Source organism: Oerskovia jenensis, from assembly GCF_016907235.1.
Taxonomy (GTDB): Bacteria; Actinomycetota; Actinomycetes; order Actinomycetales; family Cellulomonadaceae; genus Oerskovia; species Oerskovia jenensis.
This window is the reverse complement of sequence record NZ_JAFBBO010000001.1, coordinates 818,574-839,464: the sequence shown is the minus strand read 5'-3', so window position 1 is coordinate 839,464 and position 20,891 is coordinate 818,574. Positions and strand designations below refer to the sequence as shown.

General features: G+C 71.5%; 18 protein-coding genes. 16 read left to right on the top strand and 2 right to left on the bottom strand.

All coding sequences use genetic code 11. The features are described 5' to 3' along the window. Positions 1-166 precede the first annotated feature (166 nt). The 11 genes from rpsB to JOD49_RS03750 all read left to right on the top strand — a co-directional run bounded on the left by rpsB (position 167) and on the right by JOD49_RS03750 (position 11,323). Complete coding sequence (rpsB, locus tag JOD49_RS03800; RefSeq protein ID WP_205306036.1) at positions 167-1,159, top strand: 30S ribosomal protein S2; 993 nt, start codon at positions 167-169, stop codon at positions 1,157-1,159. 105 nt (positions 1,160-1,264) lie between these two features. Then, positions 1,265-2,104: a translation elongation factor Ts gene (tsf, locus tag JOD49_RS03795; RefSeq protein WP_205306035.1), complete on the top strand. Its 840-nt coding sequence runs from the start codon at positions 1,265-1,267 to the stop codon at positions 2,102-2,104. A gap of 173 nt (positions 2,105-2,277) precedes the next feature. After that, positions 2,278-3,012 (top strand): UMP kinase, encoded by a 735-nt coding sequence (pyrH, locus tag JOD49_RS03790; RefSeq protein ID WP_205306034.1) that lies wholly within the window; start codon positions 2,278-2,280, stop codon positions 3,010-3,012. A gap of 102 nt (positions 3,013-3,114) precedes the next feature. After that, the gene (frr, locus tag JOD49_RS03785) at positions 3,115-3,672 is read left to right on the top strand and encodes a ribosome recycling factor (RefSeq protein WP_205306033.1); all 558 of its coding nucleotides are present in this window, start codon (positions 3,115-3,117) and stop codon (positions 3,670-3,672) included. Positions 3,673-3,693: 21 nt separating this feature from the next. Further along, positions 3,694-4,539, top strand: coding sequence for a phosphatidate cytidylyltransferase (locus JOD49_RS03780; RefSeq protein ID WP_191790594.1), 846 nt, complete (start codon positions 3,694-3,696; stop codon positions 4,537-4,539). A gap of 156 nt (positions 4,540-4,695) precedes the next feature. Next, positions 4,696-5,832 (top strand): dual-specificity RNA methyltransferase RlmN, encoded by a 1,137-nt coding sequence (rlmN, locus tag JOD49_RS03775; RefSeq protein ID WP_205306032.1) that lies wholly within the window; start codon positions 4,696-4,698, stop codon positions 5,830-5,832. Beyond that, entirely contained in the window at positions 5,829-6,380 is a 552-nt protein-coding gene (locus JOD49_RS03770) for a DivIVA domain-containing protein (RefSeq protein WP_205306031.1), read from the top strand. Before rlmN ends, JOD49_RS03770 begins: the two co-directional genes overlap by 4 nt. A 70-nt stretch (positions 6,381-6,450) precedes the next feature. After that, entirely contained in the window at positions 6,451-7,635 is a 1,185-nt protein-coding gene (gene dxr / locus JOD49_RS03765) for a 1-deoxy-D-xylulose-5-phosphate reductoisomerase (RefSeq protein ID WP_205306030.1), read from the top strand. Positions 7,636-7,785: 150 nt separating this feature from the next. Then, positions 7,786-9,096, top strand: coding sequence for a M50 family metallopeptidase (locus tag JOD49_RS03760; RefSeq protein WP_205306029.1), 1,311 nt, complete (start codon positions 7,786-7,788; stop codon positions 9,094-9,096). Positions 9,097-9,228: 132 nt separating this feature from the next. Beyond that, positions 9,229-10,368: a flavodoxin-dependent (E)-4-hydroxy-3-methylbut-2-enyl-diphosphate synthase gene (gene ispG / locus JOD49_RS03755; protein WP_205308788.1), complete on the top strand. Its 1,140-nt coding sequence runs from the start codon at positions 9,229-9,231 to the stop codon at positions 10,366-10,368. Positions 10,369-10,378: 10 nt separating this feature from the next. After that, complete coding sequence (locus JOD49_RS03750) at positions 10,379-11,323, top strand: GNAT family N-acetyltransferase (protein WP_205306028.1); 945 nt, start codon at positions 10,379-10,381, stop codon at positions 11,321-11,323. 3 nt (positions 11,324-11,326) lie between these two features. Here the strand turns inward: JOD49_RS03750 and JOD49_RS03745 are convergent, their stop codons facing one another. Next, positions 11,327-12,265: an Fpg/Nei family DNA glycosylase gene (locus tag JOD49_RS03745; RefSeq protein WP_205306027.1), complete on the bottom strand. Its 939-nt coding sequence runs from the start codon at positions 12,263-12,265 to the stop codon at positions 11,327-11,329. A 135-nt stretch (positions 12,266-12,400) separates the two neighbouring features. Between JOD49_RS03745 and JOD49_RS03740 the strand changes: the two genes are divergently transcribed. After that, complete coding sequence (locus JOD49_RS03740) at positions 12,401-14,254, top strand: proline--tRNA ligase (RefSeq protein WP_239525134.1); 1,854 nt, start codon at positions 12,401-12,403, stop codon at positions 14,252-14,254. A 151-nt stretch (positions 14,255-14,405) separates the two neighbouring features. On the opposite strand, the gene JOD49_RS03735 is transcribed toward JOD49_RS03740, so the two are convergent. Further along, positions 14,406-15,389: a DUF4439 domain-containing protein gene (locus tag JOD49_RS03735; RefSeq protein ID WP_205306026.1), complete on the bottom strand. Its 984-nt coding sequence runs from the start codon at positions 15,387-15,389 to the stop codon at positions 14,406-14,408. Positions 15,390-15,626: 237 nt separating this feature from the next. Here JOD49_RS03735 and rimP point away from each other — a divergent pair, with 237 nt between their 5' ends. The 4 genes from rimP (at position 15,627) to infB (ending at position 20,773) form a co-directional block, all read left to right on the top strand. Further along, on the top strand, positions 15,627-16,175 hold the full coding sequence (gene rimP / locus JOD49_RS03730; protein ID WP_205306025.1) for a ribosome maturation factor RimP: 549 nt from the start codon (positions 15,627-15,629) through the stop codon (positions 16,173-16,175). A gap of 3 nt (positions 16,176-16,178) precedes the next feature. Then, positions 16,179-17,285 (top strand): transcription termination factor NusA, encoded by a 1,107-nt coding sequence (nusA, locus tag JOD49_RS03725; protein WP_205306024.1) that lies wholly within the window; start codon positions 16,179-16,181, stop codon positions 17,283-17,285. 6 nt (positions 17,286-17,291) lie between these two features. Then, a complete protein-coding gene (locus JOD49_RS03720) occupies positions 17,292-17,630 on the top strand; it encodes a YlxR family protein (RefSeq protein ID WP_205306023.1) in 339 nt (112 codons plus the stop codon). Between the two features lie 221 nt (positions 17,631-17,851). After that, positions 17,852-20,773 (top strand): translation initiation factor IF-2, encoded by a 2,922-nt coding sequence (infB, locus tag JOD49_RS03715; protein ID WP_205306022.1) that lies wholly within the window; start codon positions 17,852-17,854, stop codon positions 20,771-20,773. Positions 20,774-20,891: the final 118 nt, after the last annotated feature.

The window sequence follows — 20,891 nt, the reverse complement described above, 5'->3', positions numbered from 1 at the left end:
TCGTTCGCCAGGGCTCGGCGTCGGACGGTGGTGTGGCGCCAGGGGTGCAGGGCCAATCCCGGCCGGCACCGACAACCGGAATGCTCCGGCCGGACGCACTGCGACCGGCCGGACGAATGAGCGTGAGCAGCGGGAGGATCCCGCGTCACGCCTGAAAGGAAGTGCCATGGCCGTCGTGACCATGCGCCAGCTCCTCGACAGCGGAGTCCACTTCGGACACCAGACCCGCCGCTGGAACCCGAAGATGAAGCGCTTCATCTTCACGGAGCGCAACGGCATCTACATCGTCGACCTGCAGCAGTCGCTGTCGTACATCGACCGCGCGTACGAGTTCGTCAAGGAGACCGTCGCCCACGGTGGCACGATCCTCTTCGTCGGCACCAAGAAGCAGGCGCAGGAGCCCGTCGCCGAGCAGGCCGCTCGCGTCGGCATGCCCTACGTGAACCACCGCTGGCTCGGTGGCATGCTCACCAACTTCACCACGGTGCACAAGCGTCTGCAGCGCATGAAGGAGCTCGAGGAGATCGACTTCGACGACGTCGCAGGCTCCGGGCTCACCAAGAAGGAGCTGCTCGTCCTCCGTCGCGAGAAGGACAAGCTGACCCGCACCCTGGGCGGCATCCGCGACATGGCGAAGGTCCCCTCCGCCGTGTGGATCGTCGACACCAACAAGGAGCACCTGGCCGTCGACGAGGCGCGCAAGCTGCGCATCCCGATCGTCGCGATCCTGGACACCAACTGCGACCCCGACGTCGTCGACTACAAGATCCCGGGCAACGACGACGCGATCCGCGCCGTCACGCTGCTGACCCGCGTGATCGCCGACGCCGCCGCCGAGGGCCTGCTCCAGCGCCACTCGGGCAACCGCACGGGTGCCGAGGCCGGCTCTGCCGCCGAGGCAGAGCCCCTCGCCGAGTGGGAGCGCGAGCTCCTCGCCGGCGCTGAGGCCGAGGCCACCGTCGAGGCCGAGGCCGCCGTGGAGACCGCGGCTGCTGCCGAGGTCGTCGCCGAGGCCGCAGCCGAGACGGCTGTCGAGGCCGAGGCCGTCGCCGAGGCCGCTGCCGAGGTTGCCGTCGAGGCCGAGGTCGAGGCAGAGGCAGCCGTCGAGGCCGCCGCCGAGACCGAGGTCGCCGCCGAAGAGGCCGACGAGTCCAAGTGACGACGTGGTGCGCGCCCCTCCTCGGAGGGGCGCGCACCCGCCGCACCGCCCGCTCCACGTTCTCCCCGGGGAGTCCCGGGACCCCAGACAGGTAAGGACACCACCATGGCGAACTACACCGCAGCCGACATCAAGGCGCTGCGCGAGCGCACCGGCGCCGGCATGCTCGACGTCAAGAAGGCGCTCGACGAGGCCGACGGCAACTCCGAGAAGGCGCTCGAGATCATCCGCGTCAAGGGGCTGAAGGGCGTCGCCAAGCGCGAGGGCCGTTCGACCTCCGAGGGCCTCGTGGCCGTCGACGTCTCCGAGACCGAGGGTGGCCAGGTCGCCACGCTCATCGAGCTCAACTCCGAGACGGACTTCGTCGCGAAGAACGAGAACTTCCTGAACCTCGCGGCCCGCGTCCTGACGGCCGTCGCCGCCTCGGGTGCCGCTGACGTCGACGCTGCGCTCGCCGCGGACGCCGACGGTGAGTCCGTCCAGCTCGTCATCGACAACACCGCCGCGTCGCTCGGCGAGAAGATCGTGCTGCGTCGCACCACGCGCATCGCCGGCGAGCGCGTCACCGCGTACCTGCACCGCACCGCCAAGGACCTGCCGCCGTCGATCGGCGTCGTCGTCGCGACGGACGTCGCGGGCGAGGCCGTCGCCAAGGAGATCGCGCAGCACATCGCCGCGATGTCCCCGACGTACCTGACGCGTGACGACGTCCCCGCGGACGTCGTCGCGAGCGAGCGCCGCATCGCCGAGGAGACCTCGCGCAACGAGGGCAAGCCCGAGGCCGCGCTGCCGAAGATCATCGAGGGCCGCCTGAACGGCTTCTTCAAGGACGTCGTGCTGCTCGACCAGCCGCTCGCGAAGGACCCGAAGAAGACCGTCGGCCAGGTTCTCGCCGAGGTCGGTGGCACGGTCACCGAGTTCGTGCGCTACCGCGTCGGCGCCTGACGCACTCCTCCGGTGGCCCGGTCCGCGCTCGCGCGGACCGGGCCACCGCGCACCGGGACCCGGCGGGTCCCGGTGCACACGCAGCACCCGGGGACGACGAGCAGGACCGCCCCCGGTACGTCCTGGGGCAGACCCTGGGAGATCGGAACGACGAAGGACAGGTGGCTCGGCACATGGGCGACAAGATCGAGACCAAGACCCCCGCACGACGGGTGCTGCTCAAGCTCTCCGGGGAGACCTTCGGAGGCGGACAGATCGGCCTCGCGCCGGACGTCGTGCAGCGTGTGGCCGGTGAGATCGCCGACGCCGTCCGCCAGGGTGTGCAGGTCGCCATCGTCGTCGGGGGCGGGAACTTCTTCCGTGGTGCCGAGCTCTCGCAGCGGGGTCTCGACCGCGCCCGCGCCGACTACATGGGCATGCTGGGCACGGTCATGAACTGCCTCGCCCTCCAGGACTTCCTCGAGCAGGCCGGCGTCGACACGCGCGTGCAGACCGCCATCACCATGGGGCAGGTCGCCGAGCCGTACATCCCGCTGCGCGCGATCCGCCACCTGGAGAAGGGTCGCGTCGTGATCTTCGGCGCGGGAGCGGGCATGCCGTACTTCTCGACCGACACCGTCTCCGCCCAGCGCGCCCTGGAGACGCACTGCCAGGAGGTCCTCATGGGCAAGAACGGTGTCGACGGTGTCTACACCGCGGACCCGCGCACGAACCCTGACGCCGTCAAGCTCGACCACCTGACGTACACCGACGCGCTCGTCAAGGACCTGGCCGTCATGGACGCCACGGCTCTGAGCCTGTGCCGCGACAACGACGTGACGATGCGGGTCTTCGGGATGAGCGAGCCGGGCAACGTGACCCGCGCGCTGCTGGGGGACAATATCGGGACACTGGTCACGACGAACTGACCGGACGACCGACGAACGACCCGGACCGCGCCGCGACCCCGGGTGCGCCGCCCCGTGCGGCGCAGGACGGCTAGCCCAGCTACGCACGACGAAGGAGCACTGGTGATCGACGAGACCCTCCTCGAGGCCGAAGAGAAGATGGACAAGGCGATCGAGGTCGCCAAGGAGGACTTCGCGAACATTCGCACGGGACGTGCGAGCGGCGCGATGTTCAACAAGATCACGGTCGAGTACTACGGCGCTCAGACGCCGCTCCAGCAGCTCGCCTCGTTCAACACGCCCGAGGCCCGCACGATCGTGATCTCGCCCTTCGACAAGACCGCGCTCAGCGCGATCGAGAAGGCCATCCGGGACTCGGACCTCGGGGTGAACCCCAGCAACGACGGCAACATCATCCGTGTCGTGCTCCCCGTGCTCACGGAGGAGCGTCGCCGTGACTACGTGAAGCTCGCCAAGGGCAAGGCCGAGGACGCGCGCGTCTCGGTGCGCAACGTGCGCCGTCGTGCCAAGGAGCAGCTCGACCGCATCGTCAAGGACGGCGAGGCGGGCGAGGACGAGGGCACGCGCGCCGAGAAGGAGCTCGAGGCACTCACGAAGAGCCACGTCGACACGATCGACGCGCTCCTCGCCGGCAAGGAGAGCGAGCTCCTCGAGGTCTGATGCAGAAGTCCGAACGCACCGATGACAAGTGATGCGGTCGCGTCCCGGCCCCGGCGCACGCCGAAGGCCGGACGCGACCTGCCCAAGGCGATCTCCGTCGGGGTCGGGCTCCTCGTCCTGGTGGGGGCCTCGCTGGCCTTCCGCCCGGAGCCGTTCGTGCTGCTGGCGACCGCCGCGGTGGGGGCTGCGCTGTGGGAGCTGAAGCAGGCGTTCCTGCGCCGCGACATCCACCTCCCGCTCCTGCCGCTCCTGGTGGGGGCCGCGGGAATCCTGATCTCGTCGTACTACTCGGGCCCCGAGGCCCTCATGGTCTCGTTCGTGCTGACCGTGGCGGGCGTCGTGGTCTGGCGGGTCATCGACGGCTCGGGCACGGCCGCGGTGCGCGACGCGGCGGCGGGGACGTTCGCGACGGCCTACCTGCCGTTCATGGCGGGGTTCGTCATGATGATGCTCGCGAACCCGGACAACGGTCGGATCCAGGTCCTGCTGTTCATCCTGCTGGCGGTCTCCAACGACGTCGGCGGGTACGTCGCCGGGGTCCTGTTCGGGCGTCATCCGCTGGCTCCCTCGATCAGTCCCAAGAAGAGCTGGGAGGGGCTGGCGGGCTCGTTCGTCCTGGCGACGGCCATCGGTGTCGTGGGCGCGGTCTACGGGCTCGGTGCGAGCCCCGTGATCGGTGTCGCGCTCGGCATCATGGTGCCGCTCACGGCGACCGTGGGGGACCTTGCCGAGTCGATGATCAAGCGCGACCTAGAATTGAAGGACATGGGGTCCCTCCTCCCGGGGCACGGCGGCGTCCTCGACCGCCTGGACTCCATGCTCCTGACCGCTCCGTTCGTGTACCTGCTGCTCTCCGTCTCGCTCTGAGGCGCGGCCCGCGAGGGCCGGGGCAGGGCGCGGGCGCACGCGCGCGTGCCGGACCGCGTGAGAACGCACCGGCACGCTCGCACGAGCGCACCTGACGCGTCGACCCGGCGCGGTGCGCTGACCTGCTCCACCCGCTCCAACCTCTGGATCCTTCTCATGTCTGTTCGCCCGTCCGTCGAATCGAAGCCGCTGCCGCTCGTCATGTCGGCACCTCGTCGTGGGAAGCCCCCGCGCCACTTCGCCGACCTCTCCCCGGAGGAGCGCACGGCCGCGGTCGTCGAGCTGGGGGAGAAGCCCTTCCGTGCCAAGCAGCTCGCGACGCACTACTACGCGCACTTCACGAACGACGCCGAGGACATGACCGACCTCCCCCAGGCGACGCGGAACCTGCTCGTGGAGAACCTCATGCCGCCGCTGCTCACCCCGGCGCGCGTCATGCAGGCCGACGGCGGGACGACCGTCAAGACGCTCTGGAAGCTCTTCGACGCGGCCAAGGTCGAGTCGGTCCTGATGCGCTACCCGAACCGGTCGACGCTGTGCGTCTCGAGCCAGGCCGGGTGCGGCATGGCGTGCCCCTTCTGCGCGACCGGTCAGCTCGGCCTGACGCGCAACCTGTCGACCGCGGAGATCGTCGAGCAGGTGCGCTCGGCCGCGAAGTCGCTCGCCGACGGTGACATCCCCGGCGGCCCGGCCCGGCTGAACAACCTCGTCTTCATGGGCATGGGCGAGCCCATGGCCAACTACAAGGCCGTCATGGGCACGATCCGCCAGCTCATCGCCCCCGCCCCCGAGGGCCTGGGCATGTCGGCGCGCAACATCACGGTCTCGACCGTGGGGCTCGTCCCCGCCATGAACAAGCTCTCGGCCGAGGGCATCCCGGTCACGCTCGCGCTCTCGCTCCACGCCCCCGACGACGACCTGCGCAGCGAGCTGGTCCCGATCAACACCCGGTGGTCGGTCGACGAGACGCTCGACGCGGCGCGCAACTACTTCGAGGTCACGGGGCGTCGCGTGAGCATCGAGTACGCGCTCATCAAGGACATGAACGACCACGCCTGGCGTGCGGACCTGCTGGGCGAGAAGCTCACGGCTCGTGGCTCGGGCTGGGTGCACGTGAACCCCATCCCGCTGAACCCGACGCCGGGCTCGATCTGGACGGCGAGCGAACGCGACGTCGAGGACGAGTTCGTGGCTCGCTTGCGCGGGCACGGGATTCCGACCACTATTCGTGACACACGCGGCAGTGACATCGATGGTGCGTGCGGGCAGCTGGCAGCTGAGGAGGAAGAGTGAGTGCGTTGTTCAGCACCGTCTCGAAGGTGCGCAACGGGTACGACCCGGAAGAGGTGGACGAGTTCTTCGACCACGCACGTCAGGTCTACGAGGGCAAGAAGCCGGAGCGTCTGACGAGCACGGACATCCAGGTCTCGATGTTCGACCTGGTCCGTGGCGGGTACGACACCCACGAGGTCGACGCGGCCCTCGATCGGTTGGAGGGGGCCTTCATCGCCCGCCAGCGTGCCGAGTACGTCGCGGTCAACGGCCAGCAGGCGTGGATGAACGCGCTCGCCGAGCGGGCGCGCAGCCTGTACGGCCGCCTGGGCCGCCCGGACGGCGAGCGCTTCGCGCCCGCGGGCCGTGGCGAGTGGGGCTACGACATGGACGACGTGGACGACCTGTGCGACCGTCTCGTGGCGTACTTCGACCGCCAGGAGCCCATCACGGCCGCCGAGATCCGCAACTCGACGTTCGCTCGTCGCCGCGGCAAGGACGGCTACGCGGAGGGGCCCGTGGACGCGTTCTTCGCCCGGGCCATCGAGGTGCTGCTCGGCGTCGAGTGACGCCGTGCGCGCAGACTGCCCGACGGCGCCGCGCGCCTCGGGCGGTCCGCGCACCTGGGAGGATGTCCCCATGAGTCTGCGCAGCGTGACCCTTCTCGGGTCGACCGGATCCATCGGCACCCAGGCGATCGACGTGATCTCTCGTCACTCCGACCGGTTCCGCGTGGACGCGATCTCGGCGGGTGGCGCGAACGCCGAGCTCCTCGCCCAGCAGGCGGTCGCGCTCGGTGTGCGACGTGTCGGGGTCGCGGACCCTGCACGAGCCGTCGAGGTCGAGACCGCGCTGGCCGCGAGGGCCTCGCGCGCGGGCGCACCGGCCGTCGAGGTGCTCGTCGGCCCGGACGCCGCGACCGAGCTCGCGGGTGCCGGCTCCGACGTCGTGCTCAACGGCATCACGGGCTCGGTGGGCCTCGGCCCCACGCTGGCCGCCCTGGGCGCGGGCTCGACGCTCGCGCTGGCCAACAAGGAGTCGCTCGTCGTGGGTGGCGTGCTGGTCCAGGACGCGAAGCAGCGTCCGGACCAGATCGTCCCCGTCGACTCGGAGCACTCCGCGATCGCGCAGGCACTGCGCTCCGGGCGCCGCGAGGAGGTCCGTCGCCTCGTGCTGACGGCGTCGGGCGGCCCGTTCCGCGGATGGTCGCGCGACGACGTCAAGGCGGTCTCCCCGGAGCAGGCGCTCGCGCACCCGACCTGGGCCATGGGGCCGGTCGTGACGATCAACTCGGCGACGCTCATGAACAAGGGCCTCGAGCTCATCGAGGCGCACCTGCTGTTCGACGTGCCGACCGACGAGATCGCGGTCGTGGTGCACCCGCAGTCGGTCGTCCACTCGATGGTCGAGTTCGTCGACGGTTCGACCATCGCGCAGGCCTCCCCGCCGGACATGCGCCTGCCCATCGCGCTCGGCCTGAGCTGGCCGGACCGCCTCGGCGAGGTGGCAGCCGGGTGCGACTGGTCGGCCGCGACGGCCTGGACGTTCGAGCCGCTCGACGAGGCTCTCTTCCCGGCCGTCGGGCTCGCGCGCGAGGCAGCCTCGGCGTCGGCGACGCACCCTGCGGTGTACAACGCGGCCAACGAGGAGTGCGTCGCCGCGTTCCTCTCGGGCCGGATCGGCTTCCTGGACATCGTCGAGACCGTGCAGCGGGTCCTGGGTGAGCACACGGGAACCCCGCGGGCGGCGGTCACGTTGGAGGACGTGACGGGTGCCGAGGGGTGGGCCCGGGCCAGGGCTCACGAGATCCTCGCCCGTCGCTGATGCCCCGGCGGGCGAGGGGCGTCCACGGTCCAGGGCCTCCGGTCCTGACGATCCTCAGGCCGTCCGCAGGAACCGGCGGTAGGTTCGGGCCTCAGCACTGGTCCACCTCGCAGTACTCGTCTTCTCGCAGCACCCCTGAACGGAGCACTCATGGCCGCGGTGATCGGCATCCTCGTCGTGCTGGTCGGCATCCTGGTGTCGATCGCCCTGCACGAGGTCGGGCACATGGTCCCGGCGAAGAAGTTCGGTGTCCGGGTCAGCCACTACTTCGTGGGGTTCGGACCCACGTTGTGGTCGCGGACCACGGGGGAGACCGAGTACGGGCTCAAGGCGATCCCGTTGGGCGGCTACGTGCGCCTCGTGGGCATGTACCCGCCCGCGCCTCCTGGTGCCAAGAAGTCCGACGGCTTCTTCGGTCGCATGGTGCAGGACGCGCGGGAGATGAGCGCCGAGGAGATCCTGCCCGGTCAGGAGCCGCGTGCGTTCTACAACCTCTCGGTGCCCAAGAAGATCGTCGTGATGTTCGGCGGTCCGTTCATGAACCTCGTGATCGCGTTCGTGCTCATGACCGTGGTGCTGGTCGGCATCGGTTCGCCGCAGGCGACCACGACGGTCGCGACGGTGCCCGCGTGCGTGACGCCCGCCGCGGCCCCGGCGGACTACGAGTGCACGGCGAGCGACCCGGCGACCCCTGCCGCGCTGGCGGGGATCGAGCCCGGGGACACGATCGTCTCGTTCGACGGCGAGCCGGTCACGTCGTGGGACTCGCTGGTCGGCAAGATCACGGGCGCCGCGGGCCAGACCGTCCCGGTCGTGGTCGAGCGGGCGGGTGAGCAGGTCACGCTCGAGATCACCCCGACCGAGGTGGACCGTCCGGTCGTGGGTGACGACGGGCAGTACGTGACCGACGACGACGGCGAGCCCGTCCTCAAGCCCGCGGGCTACGTCGGGATCGCCCCGACCCAGGAGCGGGTCTCGGAGCCGCTCAGCGCGGTGCCGGAGGCCATCTGGGCGCAGGTCTCGGGCACTGCCGCGGTCATCGTCGAGCTGCCGGCCAAGCTGGTCGACGTGGTGCAGTCGACGTTCGGCGGCGAGGAGCGGGACCCGGCGTCGGTCATGGGTCCGGTGGGCGTGGGGCGGATCGCGGTGGACGTCGTGGGGGCGGACCAGGTCGACGTGGTCGACCGCGTGGCGATCATGCTGAGCCTCCTGGCCTCGCTCAACATCGCTCTGTTCGCGTTCAACCTCATCCCGTTGCCGCCGCTCGACGGCGGGCACATCGCGGGTGCGCTGTACGAGGGGGCCAAGAGGCAGGTCGCCAAGGTCCGCGGCCGCCCGCGCCCCGCGCACGCGGACGTCGCCAAGCTCGTCCCGCTCGGGCTCGCGATGTGGGTCGTCCTGCTCGGGATGGGCGTGCTGCTGATCTACGCGGACATCGCCAACCCGATCCGCCTCACCTGACCATCACCTGAGCCACCTCGGTGAAGATCTCGCGAAGAGTCACGGGGCGAGCGGGGCGGGGGGCGGCGTCGGGCGCGTCAGGGGTGCTGAGCGGGGGATACTAGGTCCGTGAGCGTACCCATCAGCCTCGGCATGCCAGCAGCACCTCCGCCTGTCCTCGCGCCGCGCCGCAAGACCCGCAAGATCAAGGTCGGCAAGGTCGACGTCGGCGGTGACGCCCCCGTGAGCGTCCAGTCGATGACCACGACCCCGACCACGGACATCAACGCGACCCTCCAGCAGATCGCCGAGCTGACCGCGTCGGGCTGCGACATCGTGCGCGTCGCGGTGCCGAGCCAGGACGACGCGCTCGCGCTGCCCGCGATCGCGAGGAAGTCCCAGATCCCCGTGATCGCGGACATCCACTTCCAGCCGAAGTACGTGTTCGCCGCGATCGACGCGGGCTGCGCGGCCGTGCGAGTGAACCCGGGCAACATCCGCAAGTTCGACGACCAGATCAAGGAGATCGCCCGCGCCGCCACGGACGCGGGCACCTCGATCCGTATCGGCGTGAACGCCGGGTCGCTCGACCCGCGCCTCCTCGCCAAGTACGGCAAGGCCACCCCGGAGGCGCTCGTCGAGTCGGCCGTCTGGGAGGCGTCGCTGTTCGAGGAGCACGGCTTCCACGACTTCAAGATCTCGGTCAAGCACAACGACCCGGTCGTCATGGTGCGCGCCTACGAGCTGCTGTCCGAGCGCGGCGACTGGCCGCTGCACCTGGGTGTCACCGAGGCGGGCCCGGCCTTCCAGGGCACGATCAAGTCGGCGACGGCGTTCGGCGCGCTGCTGAGCAAGGGCATCGGCGACACGATCCGCGTCTCCCTGTCGGCTCCGCCCGTCGAGGAGGTCAAGGTCGGCATCCAGATCCTGCAGTCGCTCAACCTGCGTCCCCGCAAGCTCGAGATCGTCTCGTGCCCGTCGTGCGGTCGCGCGCAGGTGGACGTGTACACGCTCGCGGAGAAGGTGACCGCCGGACTCGAGGGCATGGAGGTCCCGCTGCGCGTCGCGGTCATGGGCTGCGTCGTGAACGGACCGGGCGAGGCTCGCGAGGCGGACCTCGGCGTCGCGTCGGGCAACGGCAAGGGGCAGATCTTCGTCAAGGGCGAGGTCGTCAAGACGGTGCCCGAGTCGATGATCGTCGAGACGCTGATCGAGGAGGCCATGCGGATCGCCGAGACCATGACACCGGAGAACGACGCACAGGCCGGTCCGCCCGTCGTCACCGTCGGCTGAGTCGACGGCCATGGCGCGCTGGCACCCCCCGGGGCCGTGGTCCCGGCTCCAGGCTGCCCGGGTCCTGGGGGACGCGGACGTCCCGGACGCCTTGCGGGTGTGCGCCCTCGACCCCGTGGGGTCGGTGCTCGCGGCCTCCCGCATCGTCGAGGCCGCACGGCTCTCGCAGAGCGGGGGACAGGTGTGGGGCTTTCCCGCGCAGGGACCGCTCGTGGCGATCTGCTGGGCGGGGGCCAACCTGGTGCCCGTCGTCCCGGCGCAGGGAGCGGACCACACCGAGGCCCTCGACGCGTTCGCGGCCCTCGCCCGCAGGTTCGGGCGTCGGGCGTCGTCGATCGTGGGCGAGCGTTCGGCGGCTCTCGGTCTGTGGGATCGCCTGGCCGAGCACTGGCCGGCGGCGCGGGACGTCCGCGACGACCAGCCGTCGCTCATGATCGACCGGGCGCCCGACGTCGAGCCGGACCCGCTGGTCCGCCGCTCGGTGCCCGCGGAGCTCCCGCTCGTGCTGCCGGCGTGCGTGCGCATGTTCGTCGAGGAGGTCGGCTACTCGCCGGTCGCCGCGGGCGGCAACGCCTACACCGACCGTGTGCGCGGGCTCATCACGTCGGGTCGCTCGTTCGTGCGGGTGACCGGGGACGCCTCGTCGTCGACGCCGTCGACCGGGGTGGACGACCCGCTCGCGGCCGTCGCGCTCCACGAGCGCACGGTCGCCTTCAAGGCCGAGCTCGGTGCGGTCACGCCCGAGGTCGCGCAGGTGCAGGGCGTGTGGGTCGAGCCACGGCTGCGAGGTCGGCGCCTGTCCGAGTCGGGCATGGCCGCGGTCGTGGAGATCACGCGTCGCGAGATCGCACCGATCGTCTCGCTCTACGTCAACGCGTACAACGAGCGTGCGCTCGCGACGTACCGACGCGTGGGGTTCGAGCAGGTCGGGACGTTCGCGACCGTCCTGTTCTGAGGTCTACTTCAGGAGCTTCGACATGCGCCGGTCGGCGAGGACCTGCCCGCCGGTCTGGCACGTGGCGCAGTACTGCAGGCTGCGGTCGGCGAACGAGACCTCGCGCACGACGTCCCCGCACACCGGGCAGGTCTCGCCCGTGCGGCCGTGGACGCGCATGCCGCGCCGTTTGGCGTCCTTGAGCTCGGCGGCCGGTCTGCCCGACGACGTCGCCACGGCCTCGGTGATCACGTCGCGGATCGCCTGGTGCAGGTGGGCCACGTCGTCGGCGTCGAGGGTGCGGCTCAGGCGGAACGGGCTGGTCCTCGCGGCGTGCAGGATCTCGTCGGAGTAGGCGTTGCCGATCCCCGCGATGAGGCGCTGGTCGCGCAGGACACCCTTGAGCTGCTGGTTGCGTGCGCCCAGGAGCTCGGCCAGACGGTCGCGCGTGAAGTCGGGCCCCAGCGGTTCGACGCCCAGGGTCGCGATCGCGGGCACCTCGTCGGGGTCGTGGACCAGGTGGACCGCGAGCCGTTTGCGCGTGCCGGCCTCGGTGAGGTCGAAGCCGGACCCGTCGTCGAACCGGATCCGCAGCGCGAGCACGGCCCGGACGCCGCCTCGGCTCGAGGTGGGGCGCACGGGGGTCGTGGGCGCGTCCTCGGACCAGCGCAACCACCCCGCCCTGGCGAGATGGAAGACCAGGTGGAGCTCGCCGTCGGGCCTGCTGCCCGTGCCGTCGGTGCTGTCGGCGCCCGCGCCGCCGGGCGCCGGGCGGACCGCCAGGTCGAGCCACTTGCCGTGGCGCGCCGCCCCCGTGACCGTGCCGCCCACCAGGGCGGAGAGCGGGGGAGAGAAGGTCTTGAGGGCCACGATCGAGGCGAGGTCCGCCGCGACGACGACACGACCGGTCGTGCGCTCGTCGAGGAAGCGGACGAGCGCCTCGACCTCGGGGAGCTCGGGCACGGTTCCATGGTGCCCGCTCGCGCGCCGGCGCGCACCGGCGACGTCCCTCGCACGGCCGGTCGGACGGCGGGTGGGACCGCCGGCGGGACGCGATCCCTGCGGGACGTGGCGTTCGGCGACGGTAGGATCGGGCCCATGTCTTCAGCCTCCGGCCGGGTGGTCGGTCCCCCCGTCAAGCCCCTCAAGATGACCTCCCTGTTCCTGCGGACGCTGCGCGAGGACCCGGTCGACGCCGAGGTCGCGAGCCACAAGCTCCTCGTGCGCGCCGGCTACATCCGTCGCGCCGCCCCCGGCATCTACACCTGGCTCCCGCTGGGCCTGCGCGTGCTCGCCAAGGTCGAGGCGATCGTCCGCGAGGAGATGGAGGACGCGGGCGGCCAGGAGGTCCACTTCCCGGCGCTGCTGCCGCGCGAGCCCTACGAGGCCACGGGCCGCTGGGACGAGTACGGCGCCAACCTCTTCCGCCTCACGGACCGCAAGGACGGCGACTACCTGCTCGCCCCCACGCACGAGGAGATGTTCACGCTCCTCGTCAAGGACATGTACTCGTCCTACAAGGAGCTGCCGCTCACGCTGTTCCAGATCCAGACGAAGTACCGCGACGAGGCGCGTCCGCGTGCGGGCCTCATCCGTGGCCGCGAGTTCATCATGAAGGACGCGTACTCGTTCGACGTGACCGAGGAGGGGCTCGAGGCCTCGTACCAGAACCAGCGCGCCGCCTACCAGCGGATCTTCACGCGCCTGGGCCTCGAGTACGTGATCGTGGCCGCGACGTCCGGGGCCATGGGCGGCTCGCGCAGCGAGGAGTTCCTCAACCCGACCGCGATCGGCGAGGACACGTTCGTGCGCTCGCCCGGCGGCTACGCGGCCAACGTCGAGGCCGTCGTCACGCCCGTGCCCGAGGCCCTGCCCTTCGACGACGCGCCCGCGGCGCACGTCGAGGACACCCCTGGCACCCCGACGATCGACTCGCTCGTCGCGCTCGTCAACGCGCGCTTCCCGCGTCCTGACCGCGAGTGGACCGCGGCCGACACGCTCAAGAACGTGGTGCTCGCGCTCACGCACCCCGACGGTCGTCGTGAGGTGCTCGTCGTGGGCCTGCCCGGCGACCGCGAGGTCGACCTCAAGCGTCTCGAGGCGGCGGTCGAGCCCGCCGAGGTCGAGCCCGCGGGCGAGGCGGACTTCGCCGCGCACCCCGAGCTCGTCAAGGGCTACATCGGCCCCGAGGTCCTCGGCCCGCAGGGCCCCCAGGTGACCGTGCCCGCCGAGGGCAAGACGCCCGCGTCGTCGCACTCGGCCGTGCGCTACCTCCTGGACCCGCGCGTCGTCGAGGGGACCCGCTGGATCACGGGCGCGAACCAGCACGGCAAGCACGTGCTCGACCTGGTCGCCGGGCGCGACTTCACGGCCGACGGCACGATCGAGGCCGCCGAGGTCCGTGCTGGCGACCCCGCGCCAGACGGCTCGGGCCCGCTCGAGCTGGCGCGCGGCATCGAGATCGGCCACATCTTCGCGCTCGGACGCAAGTACGCGCAGGCCCTGGGCCTGACGGTCCTCGACGAGAACGGCAAGCAGGTCGTCGTGACGATGGGCTCGTACGGGATCGGCGTGACGCGCGCGCTCGCGGCGCTGGCCGAGGCCAACCACGACGAGGCCGGGCTCGCCTGGCCCGCGCACGTGGCCCCCATGCACGTCCAGGTGATCGCCACGGGCAAGGACCAGGCGGTCTTCGAGGCCGCCGCGTCGCTCACGGCCGAGCTCTCGGCGCGCGGCGTCGAGGTCCTGTACGACGACCGGCCCAAGGTCTCGCCCGGCGTGAAGTTCAAGGACGCCGAGCTCCTGGGCGCCCCGCTCGTCGTGGTCGTGGGCCGCGGTCTCGCGGACGGCGTCGTCGAGGTGCGCCCGCGTCAGGGCGGCGAGGCAGTGCAGGTCCCCGTCGCCGACGTGGTCGATCTCGTGACCGAGAAGGTCGCCGAGCTGCTCGCGTAGCACTCTTCCCGCACGAGACGGGCCGGGCCCGGGAGCGTTCGCTGCTCCCGGGCCCGGCCCGTCTCGTGCGCCGTCGTGCGTGCGGTCGTGCGTGCGAGGGCGTAGCGGCGGGGGCCGCTCCTTGGCCTCGTCGGCGTGGTGCTGGCGCTCGTCAGCCGGCCGCGGGCGTCTGCTCCGCCTGCTCGGGCAGGCCCGGGAACGCGCTCACGGGCGCGCCCCAGCCGATCGCGGCGATGTTCGCCTCGATCACCAGGTCGACGAGCGGGAGTCTCGTCCCCGTACCGGCGTCGCCCACGAGCGCGGCGTACGACTGTGCGAGCGAGGACTCGAGCCCGGCGGCGAGCTCCGGCGTCGGGACGTCGGACGGGACCGTGTAGGCGACCCGGCGGGGGTCCTGCGGGCCGCCCGCGGTCCCCGCGGCCTGGGCCCACGCCTCGGCCCGCGCGCGGTGCAGCACCGCGCGCCCGAGCGCGGCCTCGCGCAGCTCGCCGTCGGCGAGCGCCGCACGGACCTCGTACGCGTAGCCCGCGGCGTCCTCGGCCTCGATGATCGTGGACAGGTCGGTCGCGCTCAGGCCCGCCGGCGCGGCCTCGGGGACGAGCAGCCCCGTGGGGGTGGGGAGCGAGTCGGGCAGGGCGGTGCCCGTCGTCGCCGCGACCTGGCGTGCCGAGGCGTCCTGCGACGCCGCGATCGAGGCGACGAGGCGTGCGAACGGGCCGTCCTCGGTCTGGTCGGCGGCATCACGGAGCGCGACGGCCGAGGCCGCCAGGGCCTCGACGACCTCTGCGGGGGTCGCGGTCGTGGGAGCCGTCGGCTGGTCGGTCGCGCCGGACGCGGGCTCGTCGGCGTCCTCGTCGGGCTCGGGGAGTCCCGAGTCGTAGACGCCGCCCAGCTCGGTCACGTGCTCGTCGGCGGAGGTGCTCGTGCTCGCCAGGGCGTCGAGCGCGGCCTGGTCCAGGCCCGACGCCGTCGCGCCCGCCGCGTCGGCGAGGTCGCCCACGAGCAGCGCGCCGTCGACGGCGACCCGGCGCAGCGCCTCCTGGGCGTCCGGGACGGGCTCGGTCGGGGGCGGTGTCTCGAGCCGCAGTCCGCAACCTGCGACCGCGAGCAGCGCGAGCGACGTGACGATCACCACGACGCCGCGCCGTGCGGAAGGGCGCCCCGGGGCGCTCCGCCGCCGAAAACGTGAGGAAGCGGACGATGGAACGGTGTCCGGGGGGCTCGAGCGGTGCTGGCGCGGAGCAGGTTCGACAGTCATCGAGGGTGATGATGTCACGTTCCTGGCGGGTGAGTCGTTAGGCTGATCCCGTACAACAACACACCGGTCGAATCCTTGCCCGGTGGGCAGTGGGAGCCGACGGGAGACCGAGAGATGAACAAGGCGAAGCAGGCCGGGGCGGACAGGGTCCGCCAGGTCGTGGAACCGGTCGTACAGGACGCCGACCTGTACCTGGAGGACGTGACCGTCTCCCTGGCCGGAAGCCGCTCGGTCGTCCGTATCACGCTGGACCTCCCCGAGGACGCCCTGGGCAACCTCGACCTGGACCGCGTCGCCGAGGTCTCGCGCGACATCAACACCGCGCTCGACGCGTCGAACGCCTTCCCGGGCGCCTACACGCTCGAGATCTCGACCCCCGGCACCTCCCGCCCGCTCACCGAGCTGCGCCACTTCAAGCGCGCCCGCGGACGCATCGTGCGTCTGTCGCTGCAGGACGGCGGGGTCGTCGAGGGGCGCCTTCGCGACGTCGAGGACGGGCACCTGCTGCTCACCGACGCCCCCGTGGAGTCCGTCGCGCTCGTCGACGTGGTCCGCGGCGCGATCCAGGTCGAGCTCAAGCGCGCCCTCGAGGTGGACCTCGGCCCGGAGATGGCTGTTGACGCGAACCCCGGGGCCGACGCCCCGAACGACGAGGAGGTCTGATCGATGGACATCGACATGAGCGCGCTGCGCCTGCTGGAGCGCGAGAAGGACATCAGCCTCGACATCCTGGTGGCGGCGATCGAGCAGGCACTGCTCTCCGCCTACCACCGGACCCCTGACGCCTACGCGCGCGCACGGGTCGAGCTCGAGCGCCGCTCGGGCCACGTCACGGTCTGGGCCCGCGAGGAGCTCCCGGCCGAGGAGGACGAGGAGCCCGAGCTCGACGAGGACGGCGAGCCCGTCCGGCGTTACCGGGCCCCGGTGTTCGGGCCCGAGTTCGACCACACGCCCAAGGACTTCGGCCGCATCGCGACCGCGACCGCGCGCCAGGTCATCGTGCAGCGGCTGCGCGACGCCGAGGACGACCAGATCCTCGGCACCTTCCGCGGCAAGGAGGGGGAGGTCCTGGCGGGCATCATCCAGCAGGGCAACGACCCGCGCATGGTCCTCGTCGACGTCGGGGGCACCGAGGCGCTCCTGCCGCCGCACGAGCAGGTGCCGACCGAGGACTACGTCCACGGTGAGCGTCTGCGCGCCTACGTCCTGGACGTGGCGCGCGGCATGAAGGGTCCCCAGATCACGCTGAGCCGGACCCACCCCAACCTCGTGCGCAAGCTGTTCGAGCTCGAGGTGCCGGAGGTGGCGGACGGCTCGGTCGAGATCATGGCGATCGCCCGTGAGGCCGGCCACCGGTCGAAGGTCGCGGTGCGCTCGCGCGTCGCGGGGCTCAACGCCAAGGGCGCCTGCATCGGACCCATGGGTGCCCGTGTCCGCGCGGTCATGGCCGAGCTCCACGGCGAGAAGATCGACATCGTCGACTTCAGCGACGACCCGGCCGCTTTCGTGGCCAGCGCACTGTCACCGGCTCGTGTGACGTCGGTCACCGTCGTGGACGCCGAGGCTCGCGCCGCCCGTGTGGTCGTGCCGGACTTCCAGCTCTCCCTCGCGATCGGCAAGGAAGGGCAGAATGCCCGGCTCGCCGCGAAGCTCACGGGGTGGCGCATCGACATCCGCTCCGACGAGGGCGACCACGCCGGTCCGCACGCCACGCGTACGGCCGGGGCCCCGGGCGAGGGGGACGGACCGGGCGCTGATGGCGGAAACGGGTAACACCAGGTGAGCGGGCGCGCTAGACTGTCCCTGACTGGGCCACGAGTCCGGACACCGCCACACGACCCTTCAGGCGCTCACGCGCCCGTTCGAACGTGCGTCGGTTGCCGGGAACGTGACCTACGGTCCGTTCTTCTCCGCTTCGTGGTGGACCAGGACGACGTCCCAGAGCCTCGGCTCGTCGTCGACGTCGGCCGGTCGCTCCCGGGGCGCGGCGCCTGGCTCCACGATGCTCGGCGTTGCTTCGAGCTGGCCGAGCGTCGACGAGCCTTTCCCCGGGCCCTGCGTCTCGCAGGTCCCGTGGATCTCGCCGGAGCCCGAGCCCGTCTCGACCGAGAGGACTGACCTGTCGTCAGTCATCGCCAGTCATCGTCAGTCGGCGGTCCCGGCCGGCGGCGCACCTCGCGCCGCGCAGGTCGAACCGCGCCAGTACCGCACGAACACCGCACGAATCGTCGACAAGGAAGCGGGTTAGAAGCCGATGGGCACCCGATGAGTACCCAGCGATGAGCACCCAGCACTAAAGACGGTCCTCCCTGTTTCGGGTGGGCCGAGACAGGAGAGTTGTGGCAAAGGTCCGCGTCTACGAGCTCGCTAAGGAGCTCGGGGTGGAGAGCAAGACCATCATGACCAAGCTGACGGAACTCGGTGAGTTCGTCCGCTCGGCATCCTCGACCATCGAACCGCCGGTCGTCCGCAAGCTGCGCGACACCTTCCCGGCCGGTGGTGGTGCGGAGAGCGCAAGCGCTCCCGCCAAGCCGGCACCGGCACGTCCGGCAGCGCCCAAGCCCGCGCCCGCCGCAGAGGCCGCTCCGGCGCCTGCTGCGCCCGCACCGGCTGCCCCCGCGCCCGCCGCACCCAAGGCGCCCGCGCCGGCCCCCGCCAAGGAGGCACCGGCGAGCCCCGCGTTCGTCGAGCCCGCCGCCGAGGCCAAGAAGCCCGCAGCACCGGCCCCCGCGCCGGCAGCCGAGCGCAAGCCGTCGGGGTCGCCCAAGCCGGCAGGTGGCGGCAACGCCCCCGCGCCCGGCCCGCGCCCCGCAGCAGCCCGCCCCGGCGGTGCTGGTGGCGGCGCACGTCCCGGTGCCCCGCGCCCGGGCAACAACCCGTTCGCCTCGAGCCAGGGCATGCCGCGTTCCGGCTCCCCGCGCCCGGGCAACAACCCGTTCGCCTCGAGCCAGGGCATGCCCCGACCCGGTGCGCGTCCGGAGCGTGCCGCGGACCCCGCGGCCAACGCGAACCCCGCAGCAGGCAGCACGGAGCGTTCCGGCGGACCCCGTCCCGGTGGTCCCCGCCCCGCACCGCGCCCCGGCGGTCCCCGTCCCAACCCGGGCATGATGCCCGGTCGTACCTCGATCGGTCGCCCCGGTGACCGGCCCGCTCCCGGCGGTCGTCCGGGTGGCGGCGCAGGCGGCGCCGGTGGCGGTCGCGGCGGCTTCGCCGGTCGTCCCGGTGGCGCCGGCGGTGGCCCCGGTGGCGGTGGCGCTCCCGGTGGTGGCGGCGGTTTCGCCGGTCGCCCCGGTGGCGGCGGTCGCGGCGGTGCCGGTCGTGGCAGCACCCAGGGTGCGTTCGGTCGTGCAGGAGGGCGCCCCGTCCGCGGGCGCAAGTCCAAGCGGGCGAAGCGCCAGGAGTTCGAGCAGATGCAGGCCCCCTCGCTGGGTGGCGTGCAGGTTCCCCGCGGGAACGGCTCGACCGTCGTGCGTCTGCGTCACGGCTCCTCGCTCAACGACTTCGCCGACAAGATCGACGCGAACCCCGCGAGCCTCGTGACGGTGCTGTTCCACCTCGGTGAGATGGCGACCGCCACGCAGTCCCTCGACGAGGACACGTTCGGTTCGCTCGCCGCGGAGCTCGGGTACGTCATCGAGATGGTCTCGGCGGAGGAAGAGGACCGCGAGCTCCTCGGTGCCTTCGACATCGACCTGGACGCCGAGCTCGAGGGCGAGGGCGACGACGAGCTCCAGGCCCGTCCGCCCGTCGTCACGGTCATGGGCCACGTCGACCACGGTAAGACGCGACTGCTCGACGCGATCCGTCAGACCGACGTCATCTCCGGCGAGGCCGGCGGCATCACGCAGCACATCGGTGCTTACCAGGTCCGTCACGTGCACGAGGGTGTCGACCGTCCCATCACCTTCATCGACACCCCGGGTCACGAGGCGTTCACCGCCATGCGTGCTCGTGGTGCCCAGGTGACCGACATCGCGATCCTCGTGGTCGCGGCCGACGACGGCGTCATGCCGCAGACGGTCGAGGCGCTCAACCACGCGCAGTCGGCCGGCGTGCCGATCGTCGTCGCGGTCAACAAGGTGGACAAGGAAGGGGCCAACCCCGCCAAGATCCGCCAGCAGCTCACCGAGTACAACCTGGTGGCCGAGGAGTACGGCGGCGACACCATGTTCGTCGACGTGTCCGCCAAGCAGAACCAGGGCATCGACGCGCTCCTCGAGGCCGTCCTCCTCACGGCGGACGCCTCGCTCGACCTGCGCGCCAACCCGGACAAGGACGCACGAGGCGTCGCCATCGAGGCGAACCTCGACAAGGGCCGCGGCGCCGTCGCGACCGTCCTGGTCCAGTCCGGCACGCTCCACGTCGGGGACGCGATCGTCGCGGGCACCGCTCACGGACGTGTCCGTGCGATGTTCGACGAGCACGGCAACAACGTCACCGAGGCAGGCCCTGCCCGCCCCGTGATGGTGCTCGGGCTCGCGTCCGTGCCCAGCGCCGGTGACACGTTCCTCGTGGCGCCCGACGAGCGCACCGCCCGTCAGATCGCCGAGAAGCGCGAGGCCGCCGAGCGTGCAGCCCTCCTGGCCAAGCGTCGCAAGCGCGTCAGCCTCGAGGACTTCGCCCAGGCGCTCGAGCAGGGCAAGGTCGAGACCCTCAACCTGGTCCTCAAGGGCGACGTCTCCGGTGCTGTCGAAGCACTCGAGGACGCGCTGCTGCAGATCAACGTCGGCGACGAGGTCCAGCTGCGCATCATCCACCGCGGCGTCGGTGCGATCACCCAGAACGACGTCAACCTGGCGACCGTGGACAACGCGATCATCATCGGGTTCAACGTCAAGTACGGCGAGCGCGTCGAGGCACTGGCGGAGCGCGAAGGCGTCGACGTCCGGTTCTACTCGATCATCTACCAGGCGATCGACGACGTCGAGGCTGCACTCAAGGGCATGCTCAAGCCCGAGTACGAAGAGGCGCAGCTCGGCACCGCCGAGATCCGCGAGGTCTTCCGTTCCTCCAAGTTCGGGAACATCGCCGGTTCGATCGTCCGCTCGGGCGAGATCCGACGGAACACCAAGGCACGAGTCCTGCGCGGAGGCACCGTCGTGGGCGACAACCTCACGGTCGAGTCGCTCAAGCGCTTCAAGGACGACGCCACGGAGGTCCGTGAGGGCTTCGAGTGCGGTATCGGTCTCGGGTCGTTCAACGACCTGCAGGTCGGCGACACGATCGCGACGTTCGAGATGCGGGAGAAGCCGCGTAGCTGATCTCTCGTAACGCCTCGCCGGACGGTGGGGTGGGTCTACCAGGCGGCCTCGTTCCTCGGCCGCCAGCCAGACCCACCACGACCCACCCCACCGTCCGGCGAGGCGTTGATCGTCTTCA

Coding starts and splice junctions, on each gene's coding strand:
- rpsB (WP_205306036.1), top strand. CDS start 167: ATGGCCGTCGTGACCATGCGCCAGCTCCTCGACAGCGGAGTCCACTTC.
- tsf (WP_205306035.1), top strand. CDS start 1,265: ATGGCGAACTACACCGCAGCCGACATCAAGGCGCTGCGCGAGCGCACC.
- pyrH (WP_205306034.1), top strand. CDS start 2,278: ATGGGCGACAAGATCGAGACCAAGACCCCCGCACGACGGGTGCTGCTC.
- JOD49_RS03780 (WP_191790594.1), top strand. CDS start 3,694: ATGACAAGTGATGCGGTCGCGTCCCGGCCCCGGCGCACGCCGAAGGCC.
- rlmN (WP_205306032.1), top strand. CDS start 4,696: ATGTCTGTTCGCCCGTCCGTCGAATCGAAGCCGCTGCCGCTCGTCATG.
- dxr (WP_205306030.1), top strand. CDS start 6,451: ATGAGTCTGCGCAGCGTGACCCTTCTCGGGTCGACCGGATCCATCGGC.
- JOD49_RS03760 (WP_205306029.1), top strand. CDS start 7,786: ATGGCCGCGGTGATCGGCATCCTCGTCGTGCTGGTCGGCATCCTGGTG.
- ispG (WP_205308788.1), top strand. CDS start 9,229: ATGCCAGCAGCACCTCCGCCTGTCCTCGCGCCGCGCCGCAAGACCCGC.
- JOD49_RS03750 (WP_205306028.1), top strand. CDS start 10,379: ATGGCGCGCTGGCACCCCCCGGGGCCGTGGTCCCGGCTCCAGGCTGCC.
- JOD49_RS03740 (WP_239525134.1), top strand. CDS start 12,401: ATGTCTTCAGCCTCCGGCCGGGTGGTCGGTCCCCCCGTCAAGCCCCTC.
- rimP (WP_205306025.1), top strand. CDS start 15,627: ATGAACAAGGCGAAGCAGGCCGGGGCGGACAGGGTCCGCCAGGTCGTG.
- nusA (WP_205306024.1), top strand. CDS start 16,179: ATGGACATCGACATGAGCGCGCTGCGCCTGCTGGAGCGCGAGAAGGAC.